14 protein-coding genes are annotated in these 16,052 nt (G+C 38.1%); 13 read left to right on the forward strand and 1 reads right to left on the reverse strand.

Translation table 11 applies throughout. The features are described from left to right. Positions 1 to 288 precede the first annotated feature (288 nt). Positions 289 to 1,818, reverse strand: a complete 1,530-nt coding sequence (locus CEY16_RS02270; RefSeq protein WP_101330345.1) for a BCCT family transporter — start codon at positions 1,816 to 1,818, stop codon at positions 289 to 291. A 275-nt stretch (positions 1,819 to 2,093) separates the two neighbouring features. Between CEY16_RS02270 and ylqF the strand changes: the two genes are divergently transcribed. The 13 genes from ylqF to flgB all read left to right on the forward strand — a co-directional run bounded on the left by ylqF (position 2,094) and on the right by flgB (position 16,051). Then, positions 2,094 to 2,945 (forward strand): ribosome biogenesis GTPase YlqF, encoded by an 852-nt coding sequence (ylqF, locus tag CEY16_RS02275; RefSeq protein ID WP_101330346.1) that lies wholly within the window; start codon positions 2,094 to 2,096, stop codon positions 2,943 to 2,945. 49 nt (positions 2,946 to 2,994) lie between these two features. After that, positions 2,995 to 3,765 (forward strand): ribonuclease HII, encoded by a 771-nt coding sequence (locus CEY16_RS02280; protein ID WP_101330347.1) that lies wholly within the window; start codon positions 2,995 to 2,997, stop codon positions 3,763 to 3,765. Positions 3,766 to 3,786: 21 nt separating this feature from the next. Then, on the forward strand, positions 3,787 to 5,706 hold the full coding sequence (locus tag CEY16_RS02285) for a hypothetical protein (protein WP_101330348.1): 1,920 nt from the start codon (positions 3,787 to 3,789) through the stop codon (positions 5,704 to 5,706). Next, a complete protein-coding gene (locus CEY16_RS02290) occupies positions 5,703 to 5,978 on the forward strand; it encodes an EscU/YscU/HrcU family type III secretion system export apparatus switch protein (protein ID WP_101330349.1) in 276 nt (91 codons plus the stop codon). Before CEY16_RS02285 ends, CEY16_RS02290 begins: the two co-directional genes overlap by 4 nt. A 128-nt stretch (positions 5,979 to 6,106) precedes the next feature. Then, positions 6,107 to 7,267 carry an ADP-forming succinate--CoA ligase subunit beta gene (gene sucC / locus CEY16_RS02295; protein WP_101330350.1) on the forward strand — a complete coding sequence of 387 codons (1,161 nt, stop codon included), beginning with the start codon at positions 6,107 to 6,109 and terminating at the stop codon, positions 7,265 to 7,267. A 16-nt stretch (positions 7,268 to 7,283) separates the two neighbouring features. Then, positions 7,284 to 8,186, forward strand: a complete 903-nt coding sequence (sucD, locus tag CEY16_RS02300) for a succinate--CoA ligase subunit alpha (RefSeq protein ID WP_101330351.1) — start codon at positions 7,284 to 7,286, stop codon at positions 8,184 to 8,186. Between the two features lie 92 nt (positions 8,187 to 8,278). Beyond that, positions 8,279 to 9,154, forward strand: a complete 876-nt coding sequence (gene dprA / locus CEY16_RS02305) for a DNA-processing protein DprA (RefSeq protein WP_101330352.1) — start codon at positions 8,279 to 8,281, stop codon at positions 9,152 to 9,154. A gap of 125 nt (positions 9,155 to 9,279) precedes the next feature. After that, on the forward strand, positions 9,280 to 11,355 hold the full coding sequence (gene topA / locus CEY16_RS02310; protein WP_101330353.1) for a type I DNA topoisomerase: 2,076 nt from the start codon (positions 9,280 to 9,282) through the stop codon (positions 11,353 to 11,355). A 320-nt stretch (positions 11,356 to 11,675) separates the two neighbouring features. Then, complete coding sequence (gene xerC, locus CEY16_RS02315; RefSeq protein WP_101330354.1) at positions 11,676 to 12,575, forward strand: tyrosine recombinase XerC; 900 nt, start codon at positions 11,676 to 11,678, stop codon at positions 12,573 to 12,575. Positions 12,576 to 12,594: 19 nt separating this feature from the next. Then, complete coding sequence (hslV, locus tag CEY16_RS02320; protein WP_101331117.1) at positions 12,595 to 13,152, forward strand: ATP-dependent protease subunit HslV; 558 nt, start codon at positions 12,595 to 12,597, stop codon at positions 13,150 to 13,152. Between the two features lie 5 nt (positions 13,153 to 13,157). Then, the gene (gene hslU, locus CEY16_RS02325; RefSeq protein ID WP_101330355.1) at positions 13,158 to 14,552 is read left to right on the forward strand and encodes an HslU--HslV peptidase ATPase subunit; all 1,395 of its coding nucleotides are present in this window, start codon (positions 13,158 to 13,160) and stop codon (positions 14,550 to 14,552) included. A 29-nt stretch (positions 14,553 to 14,581) separates the two neighbouring features. Further along, positions 14,582 to 15,358 carry a GTP-sensing pleiotropic transcriptional regulator CodY gene (gene codY, locus CEY16_RS02330; protein WP_101330356.1) on the forward strand — a complete coding sequence of 259 codons (777 nt, stop codon included), beginning with the start codon at positions 14,582 to 14,584 and terminating at the stop codon, positions 15,356 to 15,358. A 303-nt stretch (positions 15,359 to 15,661) separates the two neighbouring features. After that, positions 15,662 to 16,051 carry a flagellar basal body rod protein FlgB gene (gene flgB, locus CEY16_RS02335; RefSeq protein ID WP_101330357.1) on the forward strand — a complete coding sequence of 130 codons (390 nt, stop codon included), beginning with the start codon at positions 15,662 to 15,664 and terminating at the stop codon, positions 16,049 to 16,051. The last annotated feature ends 1 nt before the right edge of the window (position 16,052 follow it).

A 16,052-nucleotide genomic window follows, 5' to 3' on the forward strand; every position in this document is an offset into this window, starting at 1 on the left:
TTAGTGAAAGATGACCAATTCATTACTGTAATAACGAAGCATGAGAGCTGAAAAAGCTATTGAACAATTTATAAATTTTTGGAGTTAAATATGTATTATAAAATAATTTTACTATAGGAGGCTTTTTATGGGGGGAATTATAAGCCTATTGCTAGGTGTAGGGATTGTTTTTTTTATACTATTTTCATTTGTGATTTTTTCTAGTTTAAAAAGTAGAAAATAATCATTTGCTTTATTAAGTAATTAATAAAAAAGCTGATCCTTCACTATTTAGGATCAGCTTTTTGTTTATTTATCTTTGATTATTCCTTGTTTTAAGGCCATTTCCTTCGCTACACGTGGCCCAAGCCACAATACAGGAAGAAGTAAAATAGAAACAGGAACTGCAGTTATAACGATGAAGTTCTGAAGCGCTCCAACACCACCGTTACCTATGAGTAATAATATCGCTGCAACTGTACCCATGAGGACTGACCAGAAAACACGAACCCATGCTTTCGGATTACCTTCCCCGGTGACAGCCATTGCGATGGTATAAGACATCGAGTCACTCGTTGTAACGACGAACAAGATCGTCAATACCAAGAACAGCGGTGAAATAATGGAAGCGAGTGGAAATTGTTCAGTAATCGCAAACATTGCAGCAGCATTTCCGGCATCATTCAAAGGATCAGAAATGACGCCAGGAGTTTGCAGTTCAAAATAAATTCCAGAACCGCCTAGAACGGTAAACCAGAACGCTGAAATTACCGGAGCTAGTACAGATATTGCCAAGATGATCTGGCGTATTGTACGACCTCTGGAAATACGGCTGACGAGAATCGCCATCATTGGACCATAACCAATGAACCAGCCCCAAAAGAACACGGTCCACCAGCCAAGCCATCCAGTATCCCCACGATACGTAGCCATGGATATGAATTCTTGAACATAATGACCAAATCCTGCTAAATACTGGTTTATAATGAAAAGACCTGGACCAAAAATCAATACGAAAACTATTAGACCTAAAGCTAGTCGAACATTGAAGTTACTGAGTTTTTGAATCCCTTTATATAAACCGGTGATCGCCGAAATCGTTGATATAAGAATAACCGCACCAATTACTGTCAGTTGAGACGCATAGTTATTTGGAATACCGAAAATAGTTTGTAAACCGTAGCTTGCCTGAGTTCCAAGAAACCCTATTGGACCAATGGTACCTGCTGCTACAGCAATAATAGAAAATGCATCAACCGTTGTAGCGAACCACCCTGTACGAATTTTCTCTCCAAAAATCGGATAAAGTAAGGTACGCGGCTTTAAAGGCATGCCTTTCTGATAATAACCATACATCATTACAACGGCACTTACTGTACCCAGAATCGCCCAAGCAAGAAAACCCCAGTGCATGTAACTCTGTGCCAAGGCTGGGGCAATCGCAGCTTCTGTGCCTGCTTCAATACCACCTTGAGATGGAGGAACAGTTAAGAAGTGAGTGATCGGTTCAGCAGCCGCCCAAAATACTCCACCTCCGGCGAGAAGTGTTGCCATAATGATGGAGAGCCATTTGTAAAGCCCAATTTCAGGTTTGTCCAAGTTCCCCATTTTTACGTTTCCGTATTTAGAGAAAGCGAGATACAATCCTACAAAAAATGTAGCAAGCATGAGGAATTGCCAAAATGCCCCGAAGTATTTCGCTGACCAGGAGAACCCTGTGTTGACAAACTCTGTAACACGTGTGATATCAATGAATGCGAATAGAACAAATAAGAGGAGCGCACCTCCACTTATTGCAAATACGGGCCAATCAATGTGCCCCTGTTTATCTTTTAACATAACAAACTCCTTTTTAAATTTTTTACACAATGCATTACAGTATCAATATTATTTTTATCTGTAAAGCAAAAGATATTACAAATTAATTTTTCCTGAATCAATGAGTTAAAATCGCCTGCTATCTGAAATTCAAAGTGAATTGTATTGTTTATTTTAGTGTTTTGATCGATAATTTTTGTTTGGGAGAACTTTAACCTTTGAAGTAGAACATATTTTTGTCGTTTTAAGGTTGCTGTTGTAAAATAAGAATCAACTAATAATTGAGAGGTGCACACATGACGATACAATGGTACCCAGGACATATGGCTAAAGCCAAAAGAGAAGTACAAGAGAAATTAAAGCTTGTAGATATTGTCATTGAACTGGTTGATGCAAGAGCTCCATATTCTACACAAAATCCAATGCTTCAAGAATTAATAGATGAGAAGAAAAAAGTTATTGTATTGATGAAAGATGATTTAGCAGATCCTCAACAAACCAAAAAATGGATTGATCGTTTCAAAGCAGAAGGTAACCACGCGTTATCTATGGATGTGAATCAAGGTAAACACATCAAAGCTTTGGTGGAAGAAGTGAAAACGATCGGACAAAATATCAATAAAAGAAGAGAAGAGAAGGGAATTAACCCACGTGCTATTCGGGCAATGGTAATCGGAATTCCTAACGTTGGGAAGTCAACATTGATTAACCGTTTGGCAAATAAGAAAACATTAGAAACCGGGGACAAGCCTGGTGTAACGAAGAAACAGAAATGGATCAAAGTTCATGGCCAACTAGAATTATTGGATACGCCCGGAATTTTATGGCCTAAATTTGAAGACCAGGATGTGGGGTACAAAGTTGCTGCCATTGGTTCGATCAAAGACCAGTTAGTTCACTTAGATGATCTATCAATATTTGTCCTTAAATATTTTAAAGAAAAATATCCAAATCAGTTAAAGGAACGTTTCCCGATTGATTGGGATTCAGAAGTGGTTGAATGGTTCGATCAAATCGGTAAACAAAGAGGTTGCCTGATGGGCGGAGGAATGGTCGATTATGAAAAGACCGCAGAAATTATTATTCAAGATCTTCGCTCGGGAAAACTAGGACCTTTCACACTCGATCACCCAATTGAAATCAATTAGCTTCACCTTAGGATAAAGAGACCGATAATATAATAAAATGGGGGACAACATGAGTAATAAAGAATCTATTGCTGAAATTAAAGCTAAATTATTATCAGGCACTTTCAGCTCTGAGTGGAAAGAAATGATAACTAAGGATTCCAGAAAAGGTGTACAGCAAGCTCTGAATCAATATAATAAGCGTCAAGAAAAGTTAGAGAAATTACACCATCGTTTCCTTGAGATGTCTACATGGGAAAATACTTATTGGCAAGAAGATCATTTATATGTAGCTGGTGTAGATGAGGTCGGTAGAGGTCCACTTGCCGGACCGGTTGTAGCGGCAGCAGTAATTTTGGATTCTACCTTTTATTTACCTGGAATAGATGATTCTAAGAAACTTTCAGAAAAGAATAAGGAAGATTTCTTTCAGTATATCTTACAAGAGGCGATCAGTGTTGGAGTAAGTGTAATCAGTCATGATCAAATTGATCAGATGAATATCTATGAGTCTACTAAAGTAGCCATGAAGGATGCAATCAATAATTTAGAAGTAACACCACATAGGCTACTTCTAGATGCCATGGAATTAAAGGATCTACCGATTGAACAAGTTTCCCTAATCAAAGGTGATTCCAAGAGTATATCAATTGCAGCTGCTAGTATTGTAGCGAAAGTGACGCGAGACCGTTTAATGAAAGAATTACATATGGATTTCCCGGTGTATGGCTGGGACAAAAACATGGGTTATGGGACCGCTGAACATCTTGATGGACTGGATGCACACGGCCCTAGTCCGTACCACAGGAAATCTTTCGAACCGGTAAAGATCCGTTCATAGACTAACTAGGGTGTGAAACTAATGAATCAATCAAAAGTCAGTCAATCTTTTCAAGCGATCAGGGTTAATGATAGCGGTGGAAAACTGTCTTTAAGAGAAGGCCAGATGGTAACCGGTAAGGTAACTAAATTTTTTCCAGATAATAAAGCTCAAATACGAATAGGTAACCACCAATTGGTCGCTCAATTAGATACCTCCCTACAAGCGAATAAAAACTATCTGATGCAAGTCAAACAGACAAGCCCAGTGACACAGCTGCAAGTCATGAGTGATCAAGTCGTGCGAAATCATCAAGAAGCAGCTCAAACGATGTTACAAAATTTAGGGGTCAAAGGCGCGAAAGCCGATGTACAATTGATCGCATCATTTTTAAGAAACCAGGTACCTATTCAGCAAGGTCAAGTTCAACAATTGCTACAACTTGCTCAAAACAATAGTGGGACGAACCAAACAGCAATATTGCAAGAAATGGTCCAGAGGCAATTACCCCTGGACCAACAAATGTTCAATTCAATCAATCAGCGCGTGAATCATCCGATTTCTTTTTCTCAAAACATACAAAGTCTCCAAATGCAGCTTGGAAGTATGACTCAAACCACGAATGAAAAAATTCAATTAGCGAATTACTCTCAATTATTTTCTGGACAAAGAATTGACTCTAATAGTGTCTTGAATACAATGACTTTTCAAGTTCTACATGAAATCGGGAAAGGTTCGACGTCAACTTTCCAACTGTTCCAGAAAGCGGGCCTCATTTCAAATCAGATGTCCTTCAATGAATGGTCTGCTATGTGGAAAAATTGGTCTCAATCGAACCAAGTTCAGTTTCAATTGAATGGGAATGGTCAATCCACAAGTAATTTGCAATGGAATCAACTACCGATTAATTTTTCTGCTGATCAGTTAAGTCAATCGATCAAGCAATTCAATAGTCAGCAAGTAGTCAGCCAGCCCAAACAGTTAAATCTACTTCAATCCATCATGGGACAATTGAGTCAATTGCAGCAACAGGGTCCCCAAGGTGTTTCGCAGACTGGCCAAAATTTCTTGCAGAATTCAATGAATTTATCCTCCGTGAACCAAATGATTAATATGTTGCCGGACGGGCAAAAACAGTTGGCACAGCAGTTACAAAGCCAGCTACAATCAAATAACTTCAACGCTGCCAATCAATTGTTGAATAGTCAACAGGGTCAGAGTCTGATGCAATCGATGCAACAGCTCGTTTATAACCAAGCCTCAGGAAGTGAACAACGCGCATTGCAGTTTTGGAATGCGATGATGCATCAATTTCAGCCGACCAGCACAGGTCAGATGGATACTTTGATGAATCAAATGAAAGGTTTTATGCAGCTCACTCAGCACGAAAGCTTTGATCAAGCTCTGGTAACTAGGAATCAGTTACCAGATTATCCTTCGATGCAAACTTTGATGAAAGCCGTGAGTGGTCAAATGGGGCAAGCAAATATTCCAGATTCCATGCAGCAACTCAACCAAATCTTTCAGTCTATACATTTATCGACAAATGAAAGTGTTAAAGAGAGTATTCAGTTCAGTACTCAACTTCCTAAGGAATTGTTTGGATTGAACGAAGATTTATGGATGGATTTCGAAGGGCAGAAGGAAAAAGACGGATCGATACACCCGAGACAATGCCGGGTGATGTTTTATTTAGACCTTCCTCAGTTGCAAGAAACCGTCATTGATATGCAGGTTAGAAACGGAGAAGTTGACTTGAATATTTTTCATGATTCTCCTGAGCGATTAAAACCGCTCATTTCACCCCTACAGCCAGGGTTAGAAAAGAATCTACAGCTCAAAGAATACACATTGAATAGTGTTGAAATCAAACCATTATCGCAGCAAGAGATTTCTGTATCAAACACGCATGCCTATAATCAAAATGTAATTTCCCATAAGGGGGTCGACTACCGAATATGAAGAAATTTGTCCCCGATAGGAAGCAAGCTATTGCATTAAAATATGATGAAGGAAGCGACGAAGCACCTCAAATAGTTGCAAAAGGACAAGGACTAGTAGCAGAAAAAATATTGGACTCTGCGTCAGATCATGAGGTTCCAGTTCATGAGGATGCAACCCTTATTCAACTGATGGATGAGTTGAACATCAATGACCGGATTCCAGAGGATCTTTATCAAGCAGTGGCTGAAGTTTTTGCTTTTATTTACCAAATGGATAAAAAATATAAATAATATCCGACATTTATCGCGTCATTCCTTTTGAAACCAACATTTTTCATGTATAATGTTAATCGTGTGGTTTCCAGACATATTTATTTTATAAATCTTTATGAAGTAACATTTCGATGGGAGGATGTAACATGAACATTCATGAGTATCAAGCGAAGGAAATTTTCCGCCAATACAACGTTGCAGTTCCTAATAGCAAAGTTGCTTTTTCTGTTGATGAAGCAGTTGAAGCCGCTAAAGAATTAGGTTCGAATATCAGCGTTGTCAAAGCACAGATTCACGCAGGTGGACGTGGTAATGCAGGCGGTGTAAAAATCGCTAAAAATATTGACGAAGTACGCCAATATGCAGACGAAATTCTAGGAAAGACATTAGTGACGCACCAAACAGGTCCTGAAGGAAAGCAAGTCAATCGTCTTTTAATTGAAGAAGGTTGCGATATCAAAAACGAATACTATATCGGACTTGTTATGGACCGTGCTACTTCTAGAGTTGTCATGATGGCTTCTGAAGAAGGTGGTACTGAGATTGAAGAAGTGGCTGAAAAAACGCCAGAAAAAATCTTCAAAGAGGTTATCGACCCTGTTGTAGGCCTAACTCCATTCCAAGCAAGAAGATTAGCATTCCATATCAACATTCCTGATGAAATGCTAGGGAATGCAGTTAAATTCATGACGCGTCTATACACTGTGTTCATGGAAAAAGACTGTTCAATTGCTGAAATCAACCCATTAGTTACAACTAACGATGGTCAAGTATTAGCATTAGATGCGAAGTTGAACTTTGATGATAACGCATTATTCCGTCAAAAAGATGTATTTGAACTTCGTGATCTAGATGAAGAAGATGAAAAGGAAATCGAAGCTTCTAAGCATGACTTAAGCTATGTAGCGCTTGATGGAAACATTGGTTGCATGGTTAATGGCGCAGGCCTAGCTATGTCAACAATGGATATCATCAAACATTATGGCGGCGAACCGGCTAACTTCCTAGATGTTGGGGGCGGTGCGACTGCTGAAAAAGTAACAGAAGCGTTCAAAATCATTTTGTCCGATGACAACGTGAAAGGTATTTTTGTCAACATTTTCGGTGGAATCATGAAGTGTGATGTTATTGCTGAAGGTGTAGTCGAAGCTACGAAACAAATCGGTTTAGAAATCCCTCTAGTAGTACGCTTAGAAGGTACTAATGTAGACCAAGGGAAGAAAATCTTAGAAGATTCTGGCTTAAATATCACTTCTGCAGATTCTATGGCTGACGGTGCAGAAAAAATTGTATCTCTAGTAAAATAGGAAAGGACGGACGAAAATGAGCGTATATATTAATAAAGACACAAAAGTACTTGTTCAAGGTATCACTGGTGGAACAGCTAAATTCCACACAGAACAAATGCTTGAATATGGAACGAATATCGTAGCAGGTGTAACTCCTAAAAAAGGCGGCACTGAAGTTGCTGGAGTACCTGTCTTCAATACTGTACAAGATGCAGTAATCGAAACAGGCGCAACAGCTTCTGTCATTTACGTACCTGCTCCATTTGCTGCAGATGCAATCATGGAAGCAGTGGATGCACAATTAGATCTTGCTATTTGCATCACTGAGCATATCCCAGTAAGCGATATGGTAAAAGTGAAGCGTTATATGGAAGGTAAGAAAACTCGTTTAGTTGGTCCTAACTGCCCGGGTGTAATTACTCCAGACGAATGTAAAATTGGTATCATGCCTGGATACATTCACAAGAAAGGTCATATCGGAGTTGTTTCACGTTCTGGTACATTGACTTACGAAGCAGTTCATCAGTTATCTGAGGAAGGTTTCGGACAGTCAACTGCTGTTGGTATCGGGGGAGACCCAGTAAACGGTACAAACTTCATCGATGTATTGAAAGCATTCAATGATGATCCGGACACTCATGCAGTCATGATGATCGGTGAAATCGGTGGTACAGCTGAAGAAGAAGCAGCTGAATGGGTGAAGGCTCATATGACAAAACCAGTTGTTGGCTTTATCGGTGGTACAACGGCACCTCCAGGAAAACGCATGGGCCATGCTGGTGCGATCATTTCTGGTGGTAAAGGTACAGCTGAAGAGAAAACTCGCATTATGAATGAATGTGGCATTGAAGTAGCTGAAACGCCTGCAGTTATGGGTCAAACGCTAATCGGTGTCTTGAAAGAAAACAATCTTTACGACAAATGTAAAACTCATTAATATTCTAAAAAAGGTTTAGGGTTCACCCCCTAAACCTTTTTTACACTAATATCCCTCTTATAACCTCAAAATCACATACAGGAGAGTGAAACATGGATTTGAAATCCCCTTCCTTCGAACTCTTCCACCTCATGCAAAGTCACCTAATCACAAGAAGAAAAGTTCAATATCTTTTATTAAAAGATCCCAACCTTGAACAACTACTTAAATTAAAAGAAAAGCACCTTCAACATTATTTTAAATTAAATTCTCATCATGCAATTCAATTGTATAAATATATTCATGATCCACACAATCGCGCTAGAAATTCACTCTTGTATAAAGAATGGAAACCAATCACTATCTATGACGATGATTTCCCTCAGTCTTTAAGCCAAATTCCTGATCCCCCATTAATCCTATATTGTATTGGAGACCTCAGCTTATTAAACTCACAAATGATCAGTGTTATCGGATCGAGAAAACCCTCTCAAGAAGCATCCAAGAAAATAGAAGCATTACTTCCTAGTCTTATCAAACACCCTTTAACAATCGTAAGCGGCTTAGCATATGGTATCGATGCAATGGCTCACCAAATCACGTTGCGCCAAAGCGGTAAAACAATTGCTGTCCTTGGGTATGGCTATGACCATTGCTATCCTAGCTCACATATTTCTCTTCAAGAGAAAATTAAAAATAAAGGCTTGATTTTATCAGAATATCCCCCAAATATTAGGCCTCAAAAATGGCACTTCCCTGAACGTAATCGGTTAATAAGTGGGCTTTCTAAAGCTACTTTAATTATAGAAGCTACAGAAAGAAGTGGGACAATGATTACTGCGGATCAGTCGCTAGAACAAGGAAAAGACATATTCGTCGTTCCAGATTCCATTTTTCTGAAACAAAGTCAGGGATGTATTAAATTATTAAAGGAAGGAGCAATTCCAATCACGTCTGGTGAGGAAATAATTAATCACCTTAGTATTTAAATAAAGCCCCGATAACGCATGAAAAAATTCCTTTATTAAAAAAGGTGTTTGACAAAACGCATAGAAATAATTAATAATGAATGAGATTTACAAAAAGGAAATCACCTCGTAGGAGGACTCGTAGAATGTCAGATTATTTAGTAATTGTTGAATCACCAGCCAAAGCAAAAACTATTGAAAGATATTTAGGAAAAAAATACACCGTTAAAGCTTCAATGGGGCATGTAATTGATTTACCAAAAAGCCAAATGGGTGTAGATGTAGAAAACGATTTCGAACCACGATACATTACGATACGTGGAAAAGGTCCTGTTTTAAATGATTTGAAAAAAGCAGCTAAAAAGTCGAAGAAAGTCTTTCTCGCAGCCGACCCCGATAGAGAAGGGGAAGCGATCGCATGGCACCTTGCACACTCTTTAGGTGTTGATGATGAGAGACCTTACCGCGTAGTATTTAATGAAATTACTAAAGATGCTGTCAAAGCATCTTTTAAAGAGCCTAGAAAAATCAATATGGATCTCGTGCACGCGCAACAAGCTAGAAGGGTTTTAGACCGTTTAGTTGGTTATAACATAAGCCCATTACTATGGAAGAAAGTTAAAAAAGGCTTAAGTGCTGGACGTGTGCAATCAGTTGCCGTAAAAATGATTATTGATCGTGAAAATGAAATCAATAATTTCGAGCCAGAAGAATATTGGTCAATCACAGGTAATTTCAAACATAATAAAAAAGAATTCGAAGCGAAGTTTTATGGAATAGATGGAAAGAAAACTGAATTAAAAACTGAAGAAGATGTTCAAGGTATTTTAAAAAAGCTCGATGGTAATTCGTTCAAAGTAGACAAAGTGAATAAGAGAGAACGTAAGCGAAACCCAGCTTTACCGTTCACCACTTCATCCTTACAACAGGAAGCATTCCGCAAATTGAATTTCCGTGCTAAGAAGACGATGATGATCGCCCAGCAGTTATATGAGGGGATCAATCTGGGTGGTAAAAATGGGATTACTGGTCTTATCACTTATATGCGAACAGATTCCACCAGAATTTCAAATACTGCTAAACAAGAAGCTTCTCAGTGGATCGAAGAGAAACACGGAAAAGAATATCTTGGTAAGCAGACCCAAGCGAAAAATAAGGAACGTTCCCAAGATGCGCACGAAGCAATTCGACCAACTTCCGTTCATAATGACCCGAAAACCATTAAACCTAAATTGTCGAGAGATCAGTATAGACTCTATAAATTGATTTGGGAGAGATTTGTTGCGAGTCAAATGGCCCCTGCGATCCTAGACACAGTAACAGCTCATTTGTTGAATGAGGGAGTAGAATTCCGAGCTTCTGGTTCTGAAATCAAATTCAAAGGTTTTATGACCTTGTATGTAGAAGGTAGCGATGATCAGAAAAAAGATGATAATAAAATCCTTCCTCCTTTAGAAGAAGGGATCCAAGTAGAAGCTGAAGAGATCAATCCTGACCAACACTTTACTCAACCACCACCAAGATATACAGAAGCAAGACTTGTCAGGACTTTAGAGGAAAAAGGTATAGGACGCCCATCTACTTATGCTCCAACATTGGACACTATTCAAAGGAGAGGCTATGTCTCGTTAGATAATCGCCGTTTCATTCCAACTGAACTAGGAATCATCGTCATCGATATTTTGAAGGAGTATTTCCCAGAAGTTATTGATGTAGAGTTCACTGTGAATATGGAGAACTCCTTAGACGGTGTAGAAGAAGGATCGCAAGAATGGCGAGAAATCATACGTAATTTCTATCAAGATTTTGAAAAACACTTGGAAAAAGCAGAGGAAGAGATGGAAAAGATCGAAGTCCGTGACGAACCTGCTGGAATAGACTGCGAAAAATGTGGTCACGAGATGGTTTACAAAATGGGAAGGTACGGTAAGTTTCTCGCATGTTCCAACTTTCCGGAATGTCGAAATACTAAACCAATCTTGAAAGAGATCGGCGTGAATTGCCCTAAATGTAAAGAAGGCAATATCGTTGAGAGAAAAAGTAAAAAGAACAGGGTATTCTATGGTTGTGATCGATATCCAGAATGCGACTTTATTTCATGGGATAAGCCAATTGAAAGACCATGCCCGAAATGTTCTTCGCTCTTAGTTGAAAAGAAAAATAAAAAGAGTACTCAGATCAAGTGTACTGAATGTGACTACGAAGAAAGAGAACAAAATTAAAGGAAAAGAGAACTCGTGAGAACGGGTTCTTTTTTTATTGATATGAATTCTGAAAATATTCAATCTAATAGAATATATTTCTCCATAATTGTTAAGGATGGTAATGATTGAGTTTTTTAAATTGACACACAATTTTAAATCATATAGAATATTTCATTGGTGCTTTCGGTTATAATGAAGATTGGTAAACTTTTTTAAGAACTTGAAAAAAGTTGGACTATTCAGCACTATTCAGAATTTTGTTACAATTTAGTAAAATTCGTTGAAATTAAATAAAATGTTTGGTAAGATTTAATCGTTTTGAAAGGTAGCGATTCATTATGGCCTTACATCAATCAAAAGAGCAGTTCAAAGAATATCTGAAAGTCGAGAAGAACGCTTCCCCTCATACGATTAAACATTATATGTATGATATTGGTCAGTTCGAAGCGTTTTTACTAAAAGAATCTTTGAAGAATTGGAAAGATGCGGATCATTTATTGATTCGTAATTTTTTAACGGAATTATACCAGACGAAAATAACCAAAAGAACAGTATCAAGAAAGCTTTCCAGCTTGCGGAGTTTCTACAATTTTCTTGAGCGGGAAGGCTTGGTGGAACAGAATCCTTTCCATTATGTAACTATGCCTAAAATGGAAAAGAACATACCAGAATTTTTTTACGAAGAAGAAATAGAGAAACTGTTTGAAGTGGAAGACCTAACAACTCCCCTAGGACAAAGAAACCAGGCGATGATTGAATTACTTTATGCATCAGGCTTACGAGTCACTGAGTTGACTACTATAAACGTTCACGATATTGATTTCTCAGTTGGGTCAGTTCTAGTAACGGGTAAAGGGAAAAAGCAGCGTCACATCCCATTTGGCTCACATGCTCAGAAGGCATTGCTGAAGTATATGCGTGATGGCCGTGATCAGTTGATTTCAAAACGAAATAGCGATACAGACGTCGTATTTTTAAATAATATGGGTAAGCCTTTAACTGCAAGAGGTGTAAGTTACATTTTAAATAGCATGATTCAAAAGGTAGCAAAGACGTCTTCTATTCATCCTCACAAATTAAGGCATACATTCGCCACTCATTTATTGAATAAGGGAGCGGATTTACGCTCTGTTCAAGAAATGTTGGGGCATGAAAATTTGTCTTCTACTCAGGTATATACTCATGTAACTAAGGATTATTTGCAGAAGATATATAAAAATGCTCATCCAAGAGCGTAACGATAAGCGAGGGATTAAGATGGAGCAAACATTCCATGCAACGACCATTTTTGCTGTCCAACACGATGGCCAAGCTGCTATGAGTGGTGATGGACAAGTTACATTTGGAAATGCTGTAGTCATGAAACATAAAGCTCGAAAGGTAAGAAAACTTTTCAATGGTAAAGTATTGGCCGGTTTTGCTGGTTCAGTAGCTGATGCTTTTACATTATTTGAAAAATTTGAAGCATACCTTGAAAAATATAATGGCCAATTAGACCGTGCAGCAGTTGAATTAGCTAAAGAATGGCGTAGCGATAAAGTGTTACGAAGATTAGAAGCTATGCTGATTGTAATGAATCAAGACACCATGCTACTCGTATCTGGAACCGGCGAAGTGATTGAGCCTGATGATCAGATATTAGCGATAGGCTCTGGTGGCCATTATGCTCTCAGTGCCGGAAGAGCTCTTAAGAGATACTCAAGTGAACAGTCAGCAGAAGGAATTGCTAAAGCAGCTTTAGAAATCGCAGGAGAAATTTGCGTATATACGAATGATCAAATCGTAGTCGAAACTTTAGATAGTAAAGGAGATTAGAATATATGAGCACGAAAGCGACCCCAAGACAGCTCGTTGAACAATTGGATGAGTATGTCATTGGTCAAAATGATGCGAAAAAGGCTTTGTCTGTTGCCATTAGGAACCGATATCGCAGATTACAAATGCCTGAAGAAATACGAAACGAGATCGTCCCTAAAAATATTTTAATGATCGGACCTACTGGAGTTGGTAAAACTGAATTAGCTAGAAGATTAGCTAAGTTAGTTGGAGCTCCATTCGTTAAAGTGGAAGCGACGAAATTCACCGAAGTCGGTTATGTCGGTCGTGATGTAGAGTCTATGGTACGTGACTTAGTAGACACTAGCGTCAGAATGATTAAAGAAGAAAAAATGTTACAGATCCAGGACCAAGCAAGGGAAATGGCTAATAAGCGCATAGTCAAGCTACTTGTACCTGAGAAAAAGAAGAACAACCAACAGATGAAAAATCCGCTTGAAATGTTATTCAATCAACAACAGGAGCAACAAACTACTTCGAATACAGATGATACAGATGAAGTGGCTACAAAGCGTAAACAAATTCGCCAACAGTTAGATAATGGGGAATTAGAAGAACGCATGGTAACAGTTGAAGTCGAAGAACAACAATCATCTATGTTTGATATGCTACAGGGTTCTGGTATGGAACAGATGGGGATGAATTTTCAAGATGCATTCAATCAGTTCATGCCTAAGAACAAAAAGAAACGTCGCTTACCAGTTAAGGAAGCACGAGAAGTATTAACCCAAGTAGAAGCTCAGAAAATGATCGACATGGATGAAGTGCACCAACTTGCAATTGAACAAGCTGAACAGTCAGGAATCATCTTTATTGATGAAATTGATAAAGTATGCGGCAAAGAGGAACGCCAAGGGAATGTTTCGAGAGAAGGTGTTCAAAGAGACATCTTACCTATCGTGGAAGGTTCCACAGTGGTTACGAAATATGGAGCGGTCAAAACGGACTACATGTTATTTATAGCTGCAGGTGCATTCCACATGGCCAAGCCTAGTGATTTAATACCTGAATTACAGGGTAGGTTTCCTATAAGGGTCGAATTAAGTAAATTGATCATCGAAGATTTTGTGAATATATTGACCGAACCATCAAATGCAATCATCAAACAATATTCAGCACTGATTGAAGCCGAAGGGGTTAAACTGAACTTCACAGATGATGCGATCAAGCGAATTGCGGAAATAGCTTTCGAAGTCAATCAGGACACTGATAATATCGGAGCTCGTAGGTTGCACACAATTATGGAAAAGTTATTGGAAGACTTATCATTTGAAGCGCCAGATATTAATATGGAAAAAGTAGATATTACAGCTTCATATGTGGATGAAAAGTTAGCTTCAATTGTGAAAAATAAAGATTTGTCACAATTCATTTTATAAATTAGATTAATTAATCAGGAGGAATCAATATGAATTTATTAGAAAAAGCAAGAACGATTAATTCAATGTTACAAAAAACACAAGGGAAAGCAGTTAACTTCAATGATATGTCTGCTACATTGAGAGACGTAATTGAAGCAAATGTTTTTGTTCTCAGCCGTAGAGGTAAGCTACTAGGATTCGCAATTAAGCAAGAGATTGAAAATGAGCGAATGAAAGAAATGCTAGAAGCTCGTCAGTTTCCTGAAGAATATACGAACAATCTCTTTAACATTACCGAAACGACAGCTAACGTAGATATCAACAGTGAGTACACAGCGTTCCCTGTTGAAAACAAAGACTTATTCAAAAACGGGCTTACAACATTACTACCTATCATAGGTGGTGGTGAACGCCTAGGTACTTTAATCATTAGTCGACTGGAAGATTCGTTTGATGAAGATGATCTATTGCTTGGAGAATACGGTGCAACTGTTGTAGGGATGGAAATACTACACCAGAAAGCTGAAGAGATCGAAGAGGAAGCTAGAAGTAAAGCTGTGGTTCAAATGGCAATCAATTCACTTTCCTATAGTGAGCTTGAGGCAATCGAGCATATCTTTGAAGAACTTGAAGGAAATGAAGGATTACTCGTAGCTAGTAAAATCGCAGATAGAGTTGGAATTACACGTTCTGTAATCGTCAACGCTTTAAGAAAGTTAGAAAGTGCTGGCGTCATTGAATCCAGATCATTAGGAATGAAGGGTACTTATATCAAGGTACTCAATGATAAATTCCTAGTAGAATTGAATAACCAAAAGTTTTAATTAGTTGTAAAAATAAGGGTTAGTCTAAATAGACTAGCCCTTTTATTTTTGCATAAGTATACTGATTCGTTTCTAAGATATTTTTTATAGGGGTTTTTTAATAAAACCATCATTATGTACTAGGTATATATAATTATTTCGACAATTATTGCTAAAAATAACTAGTAGGTATGTCATTTGAGGGAATTTTATGTAATAATATAAACGACAAAATGTAATCTTTCTGTAATGAATCTTCAATTTTTGTTTAATCTTGTTGAATTTTCTGATATTTTATAAATGTGTGATATAGGGAGGGTTCATATGGATCTGTTTGGTAAATCAACACAAAATTTACAAAGAGCACTTGATTATTCTTCTCTTAAGAACCAAACGATTGCTCATAACATAGCGAATGTTGATACCCCAGGTTATAAAGCAAAAGATGTTAAATTTGATCAGTTTTTGAACGAAGCAAGTAGCCGTTTGGAAGCAAATCGTACACATGCGAAACATCTTCCCTTTGATCAAATGGAACAAAGCTTTTCAGTAAAAGCAAGACAGAACGTTACATATAACCACAACGGAAATAGTGTAGATCTTGATAAAGAAATGTCTGAGTTAGCGAAAAACCAATTGTACTATGAGGCAGTTACGGAACGTATTAACGGTAAATTCAATACGATTAAAACTGTTCTTGGAGGAGGGAGTTAAG

Origin of the sequence: Halalkalibacillus sediminis (genome assembly GCF_002844535.1) — a bacterium.
GTDB lineage: Bacteria > Bacillota > Bacilli > Bacillales > Alkalibacillaceae > Halalkalibacillus_A > Halalkalibacillus_A sediminis.

Coding starts and splice junctions, on each gene's coding strand:
- CEY16_RS02270 (WP_101330345.1), bottom strand. CDS start 1,818: ATGTTAAAAGATAAACAGGGGCACATTGATTGGCCCGTATTTGCAATA.
- ylqF (WP_101330346.1), top strand. CDS start 2,094: ATGACGATACAATGGTACCCAGGACATATGGCTAAAGCCAAAAGAGAA.
- CEY16_RS02280 (WP_101330347.1), top strand. CDS start 2,995: ATGAGTAATAAAGAATCTATTGCTGAAATTAAAGCTAAATTATTATCA.
- CEY16_RS02285 (WP_101330348.1), top strand. CDS start 3,787: ATGAATCAATCAAAAGTCAGTCAATCTTTTCAAGCGATCAGGGTTAAT.
- CEY16_RS02290 (WP_101330349.1), top strand. CDS start 5,703: ATGAAGAAATTTGTCCCCGATAGGAAGCAAGCTATTGCATTAAAATAT.
- sucC (WP_101330350.1), top strand. CDS start 6,107: ATGAACATTCATGAGTATCAAGCGAAGGAAATTTTCCGCCAATACAAC.
- sucD (WP_101330351.1), top strand. CDS start 7,284: ATGAGCGTATATATTAATAAAGACACAAAAGTACTTGTTCAAGGTATC.
- dprA (WP_101330352.1), top strand. CDS start 8,279: ATGGATTTGAAATCCCCTTCCTTCGAACTCTTCCACCTCATGCAAAGT.
- topA (WP_101330353.1), top strand. CDS start 9,280: ATGTCAGATTATTTAGTAATTGTTGAATCACCAGCCAAAGCAAAAACT.
- xerC (WP_101330354.1), top strand. CDS start 11,676: ATGGCCTTACATCAATCAAAAGAGCAGTTCAAAGAATATCTGAAAGTC.
- hslV (WP_101331117.1), top strand. CDS start 12,595: ATGGAGCAAACATTCCATGCAACGACCATTTTTGCTGTCCAACACGAT.
- hslU (WP_101330355.1), top strand. CDS start 13,158: ATGAGCACGAAAGCGACCCCAAGACAGCTCGTTGAACAATTGGATGAG.
- codY (WP_101330356.1), top strand. CDS start 14,582: ATGAATTTATTAGAAAAAGCAAGAACGATTAATTCAATGTTACAAAAA.
- flgB (WP_101330357.1), top strand. CDS start 15,662: ATGGATCTGTTTGGTAAATCAACACAAAATTTACAAAGAGCACTTGAT.